The organism is Tumidithrix elongata BACA0141, from assembly GCF_036349135.1.
GTDB classification, from domain to species: domain Bacteria; phylum Cyanobacteriota; class Cyanobacteriia; order Pseudanabaenales; family Pseudanabaenaceae; genus Tumidithrix; species Tumidithrix elongata.
The window spans coordinates 1-12,875 of sequence record NZ_JAZBJZ010000005.1; the positions used below are offsets into that span (position 1 = coordinate 1).

Annotated in this window: 11 protein-coding genes and 1 tRNA gene; 7 read left to right on the forward strand and 5 right to left on the reverse strand. The window is 43.3% G+C overall.

What is annotated here, in order from left to right; genetic code table 11:
- Positions 1-157: 157 nt before the first annotated feature.
- On the reverse strand, positions 158-823 hold the full coding sequence (ntcA, locus tag V2H45_RS02155; RefSeq protein WP_408648700.1) for a global nitrogen regulator NtcA: 666 nt from the start codon (positions 821-823) through the stop codon (positions 158-160).
- A gap of 715 nt (positions 824-1,538) precedes the next feature.
- On the opposite strand from ntcA, the gene V2H45_RS02160 reads away from it, so the two are divergent.
- The 6 genes from V2H45_RS02160 (at position 1,539) to V2H45_RS02185 (ending at position 6,757) form a co-directional block, all read left to right on the forward strand.
- Positions 1,539-1,838: a DUF5340 family protein gene (locus V2H45_RS02160; protein ID WP_330481966.1), complete on the forward strand. Its 300-nt coding sequence runs from the start codon at positions 1,539-1,541 to the stop codon at positions 1,836-1,838.
- 337 nt (positions 1,839-2,175) lie between these two features.
- A complete protein-coding gene (locus V2H45_RS02165) occupies positions 2,176-2,775 on the forward strand; it encodes a hypothetical protein (RefSeq protein ID WP_330481967.1) in 600 nt (199 codons plus the stop codon).
- Positions 2,776-3,028: 253 nt separating this feature from the next.
- Entirely contained in the window at positions 3,029-4,675 is a 1,647-nt protein-coding gene (locus tag V2H45_RS02170) for an HD domain-containing phosphohydrolase (RefSeq protein WP_330481968.1), read from the forward strand.
- 65 nt (positions 4,676-4,740) lie between these two features.
- Positions 4,741-5,460: a hypothetical protein gene (locus tag V2H45_RS02175; protein ID WP_330481969.1), complete on the forward strand. Its 720-nt coding sequence runs from the start codon at positions 4,741-4,743 to the stop codon at positions 5,458-5,460.
- 91 nt (positions 5,461-5,551) lie between these two features.
- A tRNA-Tyr gene (locus tag V2H45_RS02180) sits at positions 5,552-5,633 on the forward strand.
- A gap of 113 nt (positions 5,634-5,746) precedes the next feature.
- Positions 5,747-6,757, forward strand: coding sequence for an adenylate/guanylate cyclase domain-containing protein (locus tag V2H45_RS02185; protein WP_330481970.1), 1,011 nt, complete (start codon positions 5,747-5,749; stop codon positions 6,755-6,757).
- A 36-nt stretch (positions 6,758-6,793) separates the two neighbouring features.
- On the opposite strand, the gene gcvH is transcribed toward V2H45_RS02185, so the two are convergent.
- Positions 6,794-7,180: a glycine cleavage system protein GcvH gene (gene gcvH / locus V2H45_RS02190; RefSeq protein ID WP_330481971.1), complete on the reverse strand. Its 387-nt coding sequence runs from the start codon at positions 7,178-7,180 to the stop codon at positions 6,794-6,796.
- Positions 7,181-7,183: 3 nt separating this feature from the next.
- A complete protein-coding gene (locus tag V2H45_RS02195) occupies positions 7,184-7,954 on the reverse strand; it encodes a TerC family protein (RefSeq protein WP_330481972.1) in 771 nt (256 codons plus the stop codon).
- A 345-nt stretch (positions 7,955-8,299) separates the two neighbouring features.
- Here V2H45_RS02195 and V2H45_RS02200 point away from each other — a divergent pair, with 345 nt between their 5' ends.
- Positions 8,300-9,271: a 30S ribosomal protein S1 gene (locus V2H45_RS02200; protein ID WP_408648701.1), complete on the forward strand. Its 972-nt coding sequence runs from the start codon at positions 8,300-8,302 to the stop codon at positions 9,269-9,271.
- Positions 9,272-9,395: 124 nt separating this feature from the next.
- Here V2H45_RS02200 and V2H45_RS02205 read toward each other — a convergent pair whose 3' ends face one another.
- The gene (locus V2H45_RS02205; RefSeq protein ID WP_330481974.1) at positions 9,396-10,718 is read right to left on the reverse strand and encodes a cytosine deaminase; all 1,323 of its coding nucleotides are present in this window, start codon (positions 10,716-10,718) and stop codon (positions 9,396-9,398) included.
- A 36-nt stretch (positions 10,719-10,754) separates the two neighbouring features.
- Positions 10,755-12,734 (reverse strand): CHASE2 domain-containing protein, encoded by a 1,980-nt coding sequence (locus V2H45_RS02210; RefSeq protein ID WP_330481975.1) that lies wholly within the window; start codon positions 12,732-12,734, stop codon positions 10,755-10,757.
- Positions 12,735-12,875 lie beyond the last annotated feature (141 nt).

Here is a 12,875-nt window from a genome sequence, read left to right on the forward strand (position 1 = left end):
ACTTGGCTGCTGTTGATGTTGCTCCTGTGGCTCTAACTGCTCCTGCGATCAACGGCTAATTTCACCGACTGAATTCTAAATAGATTCTAAGTAATAAAAAAGTCCCTCTGTTAAGAGGGACTTTTTTATTTGACATTAACAAGAATCCTTGTAAAATCTAGGCAAAACGCTGACCTAGTTCTACAGGATTATGCACAGTGATCCGTTTTTTGGAAATCGAGATTAGCTTTTGCTTGCGTAAATCTCCCAATAGTCTCGTCACCGTAACACGGGTAGAACCGATCGCCTCAGCAATGGCTTGGTGAGATAGTTTCAGATCGATGGTTACCCCCTCAGACGAGGGAAGACCAAAGTCCCGACAGAGAATTAATAAAAAGCTGACAAGCCTCGAACCCATATCTCGGTGTGCCAAGGTCTCAATCATCATCTCAGTCTGTAAAATTCGCGATGATAATCCCCGCAATAAAACCATCGGCAGTTCGGGATCTTCTTTTAAAGCTTTTTCTACCTGCTCAATGGGGACAGATAGTAACTCCACAGGTGTAAAAGCAACAGCATGATAAAAGCGATCGGAACGATTACCTGTGATCAGCGATAACACTCCAAATACACTGTTCTCCCTGAGTAAGGCTACCGTAATTTCTTCGCCTGCCTCGTAAACTCGCGACAATTTAACGGCTCCCTTTACCAAAAAGTAAAATCGTTCCGCAGGATCGCCGGGAAAAAAAATAGTTTTGCCACGCTCAAAGGTTTCCGTCATCGGCGGAAACATGCCACCGTTCATTTCACGGAAAACATCAACGAGAGGACGGTCTTGAATCAATCCCACGCATACCTCCCCATAGAAAATGCCATTAGGCTAGATAGTTTTGAAATTAAACCATAGGGTAAGTTGCTGCGATATATTCCAAGATAACTTGAAGGTTTCAGAATATGAATTCTCAGCTTATGGAAAACCTTGGGTAACTCTATGGATACCTGCAATAAGGGAAGCAAAATTTTGGGTAGCATTACGTAATATTGATATAGTTGCTGATTAATTTCAGCTTTCATACGAATCAGAACCTAGTTTTATATACTGAGGCTTTGAATTTATCGATCTTTATAATGTGAAGCTTTGCTATCAGAATAATGCATGCATTATCAAGCATCTTCACACTTAAACTTACTACATAATTGTAGTTTGTATCAGGTTGTACATTTTATCTAAAATTTTTTGGGAATGCAAAATCTTCAAAAATATAAGATATGCCTTCTGCGATCGCAAAAATATCAGAGATTTGCCTATTCTAAGTTGTAGATAAATTTTTTGCGACGGAAACGAGTAGCTCCCCTACAATAAAGAAGCAGATAAAATAATCAAGATAAGCATTGACATGCATAAACTAAAGCTAAGGGCTAGTCTTTAGTTTGATTACCCTAAAGCCGTGGCAAAAAACATGGTTTGTAAAGGAACGATCCGCATGCTAAAAACGCTGACATTGGCAAGCTCAAAATCATACTCAAAACCATAATTATCGATAATCTTAGAGGTACCCGTGGAGTCACTTCCTGTTCCATCACATATTCACTATGAGCTGCTGCTTCAGTTATTGGAACGTCAGACGCTTAGTGCAATTCACAACGCGAGCAAGCAGCCACACCTAGCTACCACACTTAAAACTTCTAGAGAGCATATTCAATCGGCGATCATCATGTTGCGAAAGGCAATGGTTTTGCAAAAACAGTTTGAGGATGTTTGTGAATATAACGGTATTCCGATCTCCTATCGCTGGTCGCTCAACGAGCCAGAAATTATGACTGAGATCGTCATTTCTCCTGATAAAGAAAGTGCCTAGTTAAAAAGCTGTTGTTAGCTAAGTTATGATTAAGTTTAGGGAGCAAAGGTTTAAACCTTATAGGACAGCGTAATTTTCACTGGACGGGGCTAATCATCAACAATGCAGATGCGGGAAAGAGTTTTAGGAGCCTACCGCTTCGTCATGATTACCTTTGCTATTGATAAAATAAAATACTAAAGAGTTTTTGGTATGGAAAATTTCCCTTCAAAGTTTGTTCGGGCTGTCCGCCGAGTGGCATAGATGGGTTTTTAGGCAATAAGGGCTAGTTAGAGTTCCGCAAAATTGCAATACGAAACAGCATGAAGCACTTCAGTAAACCTTTTTGTCAAGCTATATGATGCAAAAACTACGATTCACTAAACTTAAGCGATCGCCTGTTATCTCAGACACTTCAACTCCTGACAAGCTAGTCACAGACTCACAAGCATCTAACAAGGATGCGGCAGCTAAGCATTGGTCGCAATTTATCCCTTCACTGTGGTTTCTAGCTGAGATTGGGGGACTGATTTTTGTTTTGATAGCTGGTATGAATATTTTGACTTTACCTAGCACAAAAAGTAATCACGCTTCAATTTGTCAGTCAAAATTGACAGGACAATGGCAGACAAATTTGGGGGCTCTTTCCTTTGAAGAGAAGGGTAATTCGGATCTTGTGGGACAGTATGAGTTTTACAATCTAAACAGGGGCAAAGTCAAAGGACAAATATCAGGCAAGCTTGATAATGCAACTTTTAACTTTGATTGGCAGGAAAATGCGGAGAAAGACCAGTCACAACAGCATGGGAAAGGGGCTTTTACCTTCAGTGAAAACTGTCAAGAATTTACTGGCAGCTATGGTACAGGCAGTATTACCAACACGATCAACTGGCAGGGTAAAATCGTACCAGCAGCTTCTAAACCAGCCTCAAATGCCCAACCTACTTCAGGCTCATAGTTTAATTCCAACCGATCAGCTCTAGATCAATACTTAACGCACTAACCCACTTTAGGCATAAGGAAAACACAATAAACTAATCAAAAAGTCCATTCAGAACTAGCTTAAGCGAGGTCTTTGTGATTATGATGCTGTTATTCATTTTCAACCCGTCTGTATTTCATAAGCTTGAAAAGGGCTATATTTGGTTAACCTAAATTTGCTTAATTTCATTTGCCGAATGCAACTCGATTAATTTAGAAAACTCAGCAAAATGGATTACTACAACGGACATGAAGATTTTCTAGATCGGATTGAGAAATTAAATGCGATCGGAATAGCGCTTTCTTCGCAAAGAAACGCCCCTGCTTTACTGGAGATGATTTTGCAGGGTGCAAAGAGCATTTTAAATGCCGACGGTGGAACACTTTACCTTGCTTCAGAAGATAAACAGCATCTTATCTTTGAGATTATTATCAATGACTCTTTAGAGATCATGATGGGTGGCACGACAGGGGTTTCTATTCCTTTCGATCCACTTCCACTCTACGATCGAGAGGGGAAACCCAACAATAATATGGTAGCTGCCTATGCCGCGATCAACCATAAGACCATTAATATCCCAGATGCTTACGTAGCTGAGGGATTTGATTTTTCAGGCACTCGCGCTTTCGATCGCAAGACGGGTTACCGTTCGCAATCTTTTATCACTGTCCCCATGCAAAACCATGAAAGCGAGCTAATCGGGGTTTTGCAGTTAATTAATGCCAAGGATCCGCGTACGGGTGCAATTATTCCATTTTCAGAGCAGTCGCGAAGTTTAGCCGAATCACTTGCCTCTCAGGCCGCGATCGCCCTCAGTAATAACCGCCTGATTCAAGAATTTCGCCAATTGTTTGAGTCATTTATCGAATTGATGGCAGAGGCGATCGACGTTAAATCGCCCTATAACGGTAAGCATTGTCGCCGCGTGCCAGACTTAACTATGATGATTGCAGAGGCAGTCTGCAAAGCTAACTATGGCATCTTTAAAGATTTCTCCATGACCGAAGAGGAACTCTATGAATTAAAGATCGCAGGGTTGCTGCATGACTGTGGCAAGGTGACAACACCTGTCCATGTCATCGACAAAGCCACAAAACTACAAACAATTTTTGACCGCATCCATTTGATCGATACGAGATTTGAAGTGCTCAAACGGGATGCTGAGATCGAATTTCTCAATCAGAAGCTGGCGGCTCTAGAAAGTGGAAACCCGCAGAACGTTCCTAGCTTAGAAGCAAAGTTTCAGCAAAAAATTCAACAATTAAATAGCGATCGCACCTTCTTGCAAAAATGCAACATTGGTGGGGAATTTATGAGAGACGATCTGAAAGAGCGCGTATTGCAGATCGCCAAGTATGAATGGGTTGACACAGAGGGTAAACTTTCCCCTTTCTTAAACGAAAATGAAGTTTATAACTTGAATATCTCTAGGGGGACACTCACCCCAGAAGAACGTCAGATTATCAACGATCATATTGTCGTTACAATCAATATGCTGACAAAACTGCCCTATCCCAAAAATTTACGTCGCGTACCTGAATATGCAGGCGGTCACCACGAACGCATGGATGGCAAAGGCTATCCTAAAGGGCTAACACGCGAGCAAATGTCAGTCCCAGCACGTATGATGGGAATCGCAGATATCTTCGAGGCTTTAAGTTCAGACGATCGCCCCTATAAAGATGCGAAAACATTAACAGAATGCTTGCAAATTTTAGGCAAAATGAAGCAAGAGAACCATATCGACCCCGATCTATTTGATTTATTTGTCAATGAAAAGGTGTATCTGCGCTATGCCGAAAAATATTTGCATGAATACCAAATCGATCAGGTCGATCTTACAAAAATTCCAGGTTACACCCCCCCTGCTGTTTAAAGAGTTGCTATGCGATCGCGACAAGATCCATACTGCCAAACCATTATTTCAATAATTTGTAAATCATGTTTGCCCAATTTCGCACCCAATATCCCCAGGGCAGCATCAAGACCAAGATGTTACCAAAAGTTGATGGACTCCACGTCTTTCGCGCCACAATTCTCCATGGTGAAATTACCCTAGGTACTGCTACAGCAGCGGATACAGATATCGAAGTTGCCGAAGATCGGGCAATAAAACGAGCATTGATGATTGCAGGGATTACCTTTGATGGCAATTATGGTATGAAAGCAACTCTAATCGGTCAATCGACAAACATCAATGCCTTACCTAGTTCATCTATAAATTCTGAATTTGTTAGCTTTGCAGGTAACCAACAGGCTGTAAATACGCTTGCAACTAATCACGCCAATAGTAGCCCTCAGCCCAACTATCCATCTGAGTTTCAAAGTTACCAAAATAACCATCAAGACACGACCTATCCCGATAATGACAGCTACCCATCTAGCTATCAACCCAACTACCCAAACAGCGAACCGACCTACGAAGAACCCAAACCAACAAAAACAGCAGCTATCCCAGAATTTACGGCTGAGCCCGTCGATCTATCAGATGCGATCTCCAAAATCGATGTGGAAATGGAGCGATTGAGTTGGACAAAAAATCAAGGACGAGATTATTTGCTACAGACGTTTAATAAACGTTCTAGACAGCAGTTGACTGCCGCTGAAATGATGCAATTTTTGAGTCATCTCAAGTCTTTACCGACATTACCCCAACACTAATCGTGGGGAATTATTTTTACCCCAAAATTCGATCGCAGAAAAAATCTTTAAAAAGGTACGTGGAGTGTTATGATGAAATCCGTGAAATTTTGGGTCGATGCCCGAGTGGTTAATGGGGGCGGACTGTAAATCCGCTGGCTACGCCTACGCTGGTTCAAATCCAGCTCGGCCCATCTAAAATAAAGTAAAATAATCCTGCTTTGTATAGTGAGAATAGTTAAGGCAGTTTAGGTCTTATTCGAGGCCCACCTTGAATTATGGCTTTAATGTCCCACTACGGACGGATATGCCCCAAATTTACTGTCTACCTGACGATCAAATTGTTGAAGCAACCAAGGGAGACTCTGTTTTATACGCCGTCCTAGCCTTTGGGGTTCCCCATATCTTTGCCTGTGGGGGGAATGCGCGTTGCTCGACCTGTCGCATTCGAATTTTAGAGGGGCTAGAAAACTGCAACCCTAGAAACGCGCTTGAGGAAGAATTAGCAGACAAATTAGGTTTTCCTACCGATGTTCGTCTAGCATGCCAAACAAAAGTCGTTGGGGATATTAAGGTACATCGCCTTGTCCTAGATAGCGAAGATATTGATACGGTTGAAAATCAACTGTCAGTGGGCTCCATTGGTGAAGAAAAGCAAATTGCTGTTCTCTTTGCCGATATTAGAGGCTTTACAAAATTTGCCGAAGCGACCCTACCCTATGATGTGATTTATGTCTTAAATAGCTACTTTAGTCGTATGAATAAAGTAATTCTTCGACATGGTGGCGTGATCAACAGTTATATGGGTGATGGATTAATGGCTTTGTTTGTGTCTGGAGAGCCAGAACTAGCTGCTGAAATGGCAGTTAGAGCAGGACTGGAAATGCTAGAAGCAATGGCATCCCTTAACACGCATATTGATGTCTTAGCCTCTCACCCCTTAAAAATCGGCATTGGGATTAATTTTGGTTGGGTTGTTTTGGGTGAGGTTGGAGCATCCAGTAATAAAGTGATGACGGCGATAGGGGATACTGTAAATCTCGCTAGCCGCATCGAATCAGCAAACAAAAAAGCTGGTACTGAGTTGCTTGTATCTGAATCTGTCTACAATTTGGTGAAAGAGAACGCGATCGCCTGCAGTTCTCATCAAGTAGAAATTGCGGGCAAAAGTGGCAAATATACGCTTTATGAAATTTCTGGAATTACTGGCGAGAGATCTTTTCAGCGACCTAGAAAGCGTACAACCTTATTCTCCAAGATTTTAAATTGGTTTTATAGACTGGGGCGATCGCTCCAAAAGGCTTTTAGAAGACTCTAGCGCGACAACTGCTTAGGTTGGCCATCGCTGAACTTTTTACAAACCCTCTACTTTACTGCGATACTCATCGGCTGACATAGCATCCCCTAAGACACTGGGGTCTGCGAGCTTTACCTTTAAAAGCCACGCTTCTCCATAGGGATCGGCAGCAATTTTCTCAGGTTCATCGACTAAGCCAAAATTTGCTTCAAGCACCTCACCACTAACAGGGGCATAGAGATCTTCAACGGCTTTGACTGATTCGACCGTACCAAAGGGCTCTCCCTTGGTTACGGTTGTTCCGATTTCTGGTAGATCGATAAATACAACATCGCCCAATTGATCGATCGCAAAGGCAGTAACCCCAACTGTGGCAACATCTCCCACCAGTCGGATGTATTCATGGGAGTCTGTGTATTTTAGGTCATTCGGATATTCCAGCATGGTTTACTTGTCCTTTACTTCTTCTTTAAGCGGCAATTCAAGCTTTCGATCTAGCGTATTAGGATCGCTGACATTTTCCAATTCCATATCTAGTTCAGGGGTTCGTTTAGAAAAGCCCCAGATAAATATAGCTGCGATACAGGTTAGCATTAGCCATTCAGGGGGTACATAGCTATCAGCAACGACCTTTAATAACAATCTGATACCAACCAACATCACAATTAGGTATCCCGCTGCCTCAAGGTTGATAAACTCTCCCAGCCATTTGATAAACAGTCCTGCCAAAAAGCGGAGTGCAATAATTCCAGCAACGCCTCCCAGCAAAACCAACCAGGTTTCTTGGGCTACTGCTACTGCGGCGGTCACGCTATCTAGCGAAAAGGCTAAGTCTGTAAAAGACACAAGCAAAACCACCTGCCATAGCTTATCCGCCATGCGAACGGGGTGCTGGGCATCATGCTCTTGGGCATTTGATAGGAAAAATTTACCTGAAAGCCATAGTAAATAGACTGCCCCAGCTAGTTCAAATTGCCAGTACTTGATCACCCAAGTTGCGGTCAAGATCAACACAATTCTAAATACAAATGCCCCAATTAGCCCATACCGTAATGCCCATGCCTCTTGTTTAGGATCGGGAAGGCTGCGAACGAGGGCTGCAAGAGCGATCGCATTATCGGCTGATAAAATTGCCTCTAGTAAAATCAGCACCCCAATAATAGGGATCACTTCGATACGAAGGGATGACGGATTAAAATCGATAAACTGATCGAGCATTCAAAACCAATCAAAAAACTATTTCACGTCCTAATATTATGCGCGATTACTTAACAAATCTCGTGAGGTTTCGATTTGTCAAGGTTGCGATCGCCGAGAAATTTAGATTTAGGACTAGCTAACTCATAAAAGTAAGATATAATTAAGTGCTTATGTCTATGCTGAAAGATTTGCCTACTCAAATTTTTCGATTTATAAAGCTGGATATGAGCCCTGCTGTGATTGCCTTTAAGCTGAGATGCTGATTAGAGCTTAAGAAATCGTAATTCGCTGCTGCTGTTACATTTCCAGGAGGAAAACCAATCTACGGAGAAAAACACTAGGACACACATTAGTATGGTCAATATGGTCAATCGGACAAAAACTGCTACTTCTACTGCTACCAATGCAAATGTCGGATTTACACACGAAGATTTTGCTGCATTACTAGACAAATACGATTATCACTTTAATCCAGGTGATATTGTCGCTGGTACTGTATTTAGTATCGAGCCACGGGGCGCTTTGATAGACATTGGGGCAAAGACGGCAGCCTACATCCCAATTCAGGAGATGTCAATTAACCGAGTTGACCAGCCAGAAGAGGTTTTACAAAATAACGACACGCGCGAGTTTTTTATCCTTGCCGATGAAAATGAAGAGGGTCAACTCACGCTGTCAATTCGCCGCATCGAATATATGCGTGCTTGGGAACGCGTACGCCAACTCCAGCAGGAAGATGCTACCGTTCGCTCTTTGATTTTTGCTACCAATAGAGGTGGCGCACTGGTCAGAATTGAAGGTCTGCGTGGATTTATCCCTGGTTCGCACATCAGTACCAGGAAGCCCAAGGAAGAATTGGTCGGAGAGGAACTGCCTCTGAAATTCTTAGAGGTGGATGAAGATCGCAACCGTCTTGTTTTGAGTCATCGTCGTGCTCTGGTCGAGCGTAAGATGAACAAGCTTGAGGTTGGAGAAGTTGTGATTGGGGTCGTACGCGGTATCAAACCTTACGGTGCATTTATTGACATCGGTGGTGTTAGCGGTCTGCTTCACATCTCTGAGATCTCTCACGATCACATTGATACGCCTCATAACGTGTTTAATGTAAATGATGAAGTCAAGGTCATGATTATTGACCTAGATGCCGAGCGCGGAAGAATCTCATTATCTACCAAGCAACTTGAGTCTGAGCCTGGTGATATGGTGAAGGATCCTCAAATTGTCTATGCGGGTGCCGAAGAAATGGCAGCGAAGTATCGCGAACAGATGAATACACCGCCTGCTAGCATGACAATCCCAATTCCTGATGCGATTGCTGAACCTGTTGAAGTCTAAAGGATCAGTTCGTTTAATCAGATAAAATTTTAGGCAAGGAACGAAGAAGTTCCTTGCCTTCTTTATTTAATATGCTGCTTGGTATGGGACTCAAACCCAAGACTAGCTAATTTAGAAGATCCCCTTAATCAAGTTCTGAATAGCTAGGTAAAGTGGTGTCAATCGCTAGTCCATTCCGAAGCACGATGCGATCACTTTGGGGACGCGAAAACAATTCGTTAAAACTACGTGCCTTGAAGAGAATCAGATCCGCTGAAGCCCCAACTTTGATTTGTCCTGCATCTTTTAGCTTCATAAAACCTGCGGGGGTTTGCGTAACTGTTCTCGACCAATTTCCATAGGGGCGATCGAGGTGACAGATCTGCGTACTCATCGCGAAGATCTGCATGACATCGTGATCGCCAAAGCCGTAAAAGGGATCGCGGCAGTTATCACTGGCGATCGCCACAGGCACACCAGCCTCTCTTAATTCATGGAGTAAGGTCACACCTCGCCATCTAGGCGTGCGCTTAGAAGTTCGGTCTTGCAGATAGAGGTTACACATGGGCAAACTGATAATGCCAATGTCAGCCTGTTTGACAAGATCGATCGTCTTCATGGCAACCTCAGTATCCTGTACCGCTAGACTACAACAATGACCGCAGACAATCTGCCCAGTAAAGTTATTTCTAATTGCGGCTTCAGCAACATGTAAAAGCGTATTCGACTCAGGATCGTCCGTCTCATCCACATGAAAATCTAAATCTAAGCCTCGATCCTTTGCTAAGCGAAACAAGCGATCGAGTTGTGGCTCTAAATCGGGATTGACATAGGCGACACCGCCGAGAATTCCGCCCAGTTCTGCGATCCGATCGGCGACTTGTTCTCCATAGTCTCCCATAAAGAGATCGAGGGAAATCAGAGATACCACCTGTAGATATAAGCGATCGCGCCAAGTATCCCTTAGTTCTTGAAAGGCTTTAAAACTAGCTGCCATCTGTGGTTCGGGACAATCGATATGGGTTCGGATTGCTTTTGTGCCATGGGCATAGCTGCATTTCAAGCCAAATTCCATACGACGATAGACATCTTCATAGGTCCAATACATATCCCGATCGTGCGCGACGGTTCGCAATGCACTTTCAAACGTACCATCGGGGTTAGGCGCACGATCCCAGATATGTCCTTTGTCGAGATGGGTATGGACATCGATAAAGCATGGAAGTGCAATACCATGATGCCAATCGACCTGTAACACTTCCTCTAAAGGGATTTGAGGAGTTGATTGAGAAGTCGATGGAGAATTTAAAATCGTAGCAATTTTTCCATTCCTAACTTCTATGTTCAGCAATGCCAAACCATCTAGATTAGGTTCTATGGCAATCGACTCAGAGATCGAACCAGAGATCAGGCAGGCGGGAACGCGAACATTGTAAAGCCAGTAGCGATCGGGCAAATGTGGAAACATAAATGTAGTAGTAATCTAAAATTTTTTGCCCTTCGTTTAAGTGGGAAGTTTTCCATCTTTAAGAACGTTGATCACAGCCATATGACGCTTCAAATCCAGTTGGACTTGCTGATACAGCTCGCGACTATCACCCTTCAGCCCAATTAGACCATATAAATGAATTTCACCTACCCGACCTTTGAGTTGGTGGTTGCCAAAATCTTCCACTTCCACTTTATCTTTGACAATCTCATACAGCGCTTCTGTAATCAGGATATCTGTACCTAAGTCTTTGGTCATTCCTTCGACACGACTCGCTACGTTGACGGTGTCACCAATGACAGCATATTCCAACCGACTAGGAGAACCAATGTTCCCAACCATAACTTCACCGTAGTTGATGCCAATTCCATTAGAGAAGGGAATCTTACCTTCCTGTTGCCAAGCCAAACGCAGTTCGGATAGTACTTTCCGCATATTTAGGGCAGCATAAATCGCATTCATGGCATCAATCTCTTCGCCACGCGAGACAGGTGAGCCAAATTCTGCCATCACGGCATCTCCAATAAACTTGTCAATAGTGCCTTGATATTCTGTAATCGCATCAACCATGCCGCCTAGATAGACATTCAATTGCGGTACGAGTTTTGGGGCAGGGACGCGGCTAGAGAGGGTAGTAAAGCCTCGAATATCTGAGAATAGAACGGCTGCCTTGATCGTCTTTCCTTCTAAAAAATCGCGGAAGTTTTCGGCATTACTGACGATTTCTTCTACAATTGTTGGTGCGACGTAGCGTTCAAAGGCTTTACGGAGCAAGCGTTTATCTTTTTGCGCCTTAAGGTTCTCTATATAGATCTCGATGCCACCAGTTACCAACAAAGACAATCCACTCAAGCCCAAAGCAATTACAGGAACTGCCGTTGGCAAAATCAGGTTAGCGTAGGTAAAGCAGTAATAGCTTGCTCCCAACCAAGCCCCAGCTACGATCAGCACGATCCCAAATTGTAGAAATGGGCGTTTAATGCGACTGAGGGCTAACCCCAAGATTCCCACCAAGCCAAATATCAGTAATCCCTGACCTTTAGGATCGGGAATTAAATCGGCAAGGCTGCGATCGTTCATCAAGGCTGCGATCGCATTGGCATGGATCTCTACCCCAGGCATTGAGCCAAAGGCTGTATTTTGAATATCTTGCATTGAGGGCGCTGTTGCCCCAATCAAAACGATCTTGTCTTTAAAAAATTTACCTTCACCGATTAACTGGTTTTTCCAGTTTTCAGGATCGACCACATAATAAATAGGGGCTTGTTGACGAGCATTGAGCCATGTATTGCCCGTGCCATAGAAATATATCGAGTTGCCTTTGGGTTTGGCATATTCGATTTTTGCAGCCTTTAAAATTGCGTCGGCAAAAGTTGGGATTACCCTTAGACCCGAACTCGGATCTATTTGCGTGCCAAAATTGTGAACGTTTCCCGTGACATCCCGCGTAAAGGTAACTAACCCTAAAGATGTAGGCTTAAGTTTAAAGATGGCATCGGGGGCAGACAATTGTATCGAAGTTGCCTCAGCAGTTTGAGAAAGTTTGTACTGTGCTGCTAACACGACGCGATCGCCATATTTATCCAGAGTTTTTTGTAATTCGGCATCCACTGCTGGACCATGAACGCTTGGTGTCACAAAGAACACATCAACCCCTACAGCCTTTGCCCCAGCATCCAGTACTTTTGCAATGACTTGAGCGTAGATCGTACGTTTCAAAGGTACAGTTCTGAAAGGGTCTAAATAGGGGCGTTTTTTAGGATCGTAAAATTCACCCTGCCGTAACGAATCCTCATCGATCGCCAAAATCACAATATTATCTGGCGGCGCGACATTTCCGCGCAGGTTAAAAAAGGCAGTTTGGGTTTGCCGTTCTAAGTACCTTACTTGAGACTGATTGGTACCTGTAGCGATCGCACCTGCCAGGGCAAAAGCCCCCACTAGGAAGTAGCCGAAATAACTGGGTTTGAGAATCTGTTTGAGATCGAGCTTCATATGGGTGGCTTTCTAAGATAGCTTTTGTTGCAAATGCTTCAACAAATAAGACCATTGTATTCATGATTCTTAAATATCGGAAACATTGGAACATTAGCCAAAATGCTGAGTCCTAGTCTTAGGGTAACTGCGTTCAATCAT

Excerpts from the sequence above, each read along its gene's own strand:
- V2H45_RS02165 (WP_330481967.1), top strand. The coding sequence starts at position 2,176 with ATGATGCAAAAACTACGATTCACTAAACTTAAGCGATCGCCTGTTATC.
- V2H45_RS02170 (WP_330481968.1), top strand. The coding sequence starts at position 3,029 with ATGGATTACTACAACGGACATGAAGATTTTCTAGATCGGATTGAGAAA.
- V2H45_RS02175 (WP_330481969.1), top strand. The coding sequence starts at position 4,741 with ATGTTTGCCCAATTTCGCACCCAATATCCCCAGGGCAGCATCAAGACC.
- V2H45_RS02185 (WP_330481970.1), top strand. The coding sequence starts at position 5,747 with ATGCCCCAAATTTACTGTCTACCTGACGATCAAATTGTTGAAGCAACC.
- gcvH (WP_330481971.1), bottom strand. The coding sequence starts at position 7,180 with ATGCTGGAATATCCGAATGACCTAAAATACACAGACTCCCATGAATAC.
- V2H45_RS02195 (WP_330481972.1), bottom strand. The coding sequence starts at position 7,954 with ATGCTCGATCAGTTTATCGATTTTAATCCGTCATCCCTTCGTATCGAA.
- V2H45_RS02200 (WP_408648701.1), top strand. The coding sequence starts at position 8,300 with ATGGTCAATCGGACAAAAACTGCTACTTCTACTGCTACCAATGCAAAT.
- V2H45_RS02205 (WP_330481974.1), bottom strand. The coding sequence starts at position 10,718 with ATGTTTCCACATTTGCCCGATCGCTACTGGCTTTACAATGTTCGCGTT.
- V2H45_RS02210 (WP_330481975.1), bottom strand. The coding sequence starts at position 12,734 with ATGAAGCTCGATCTCAAACAGATTCTCAAACCCAGTTATTTCGGCTAC.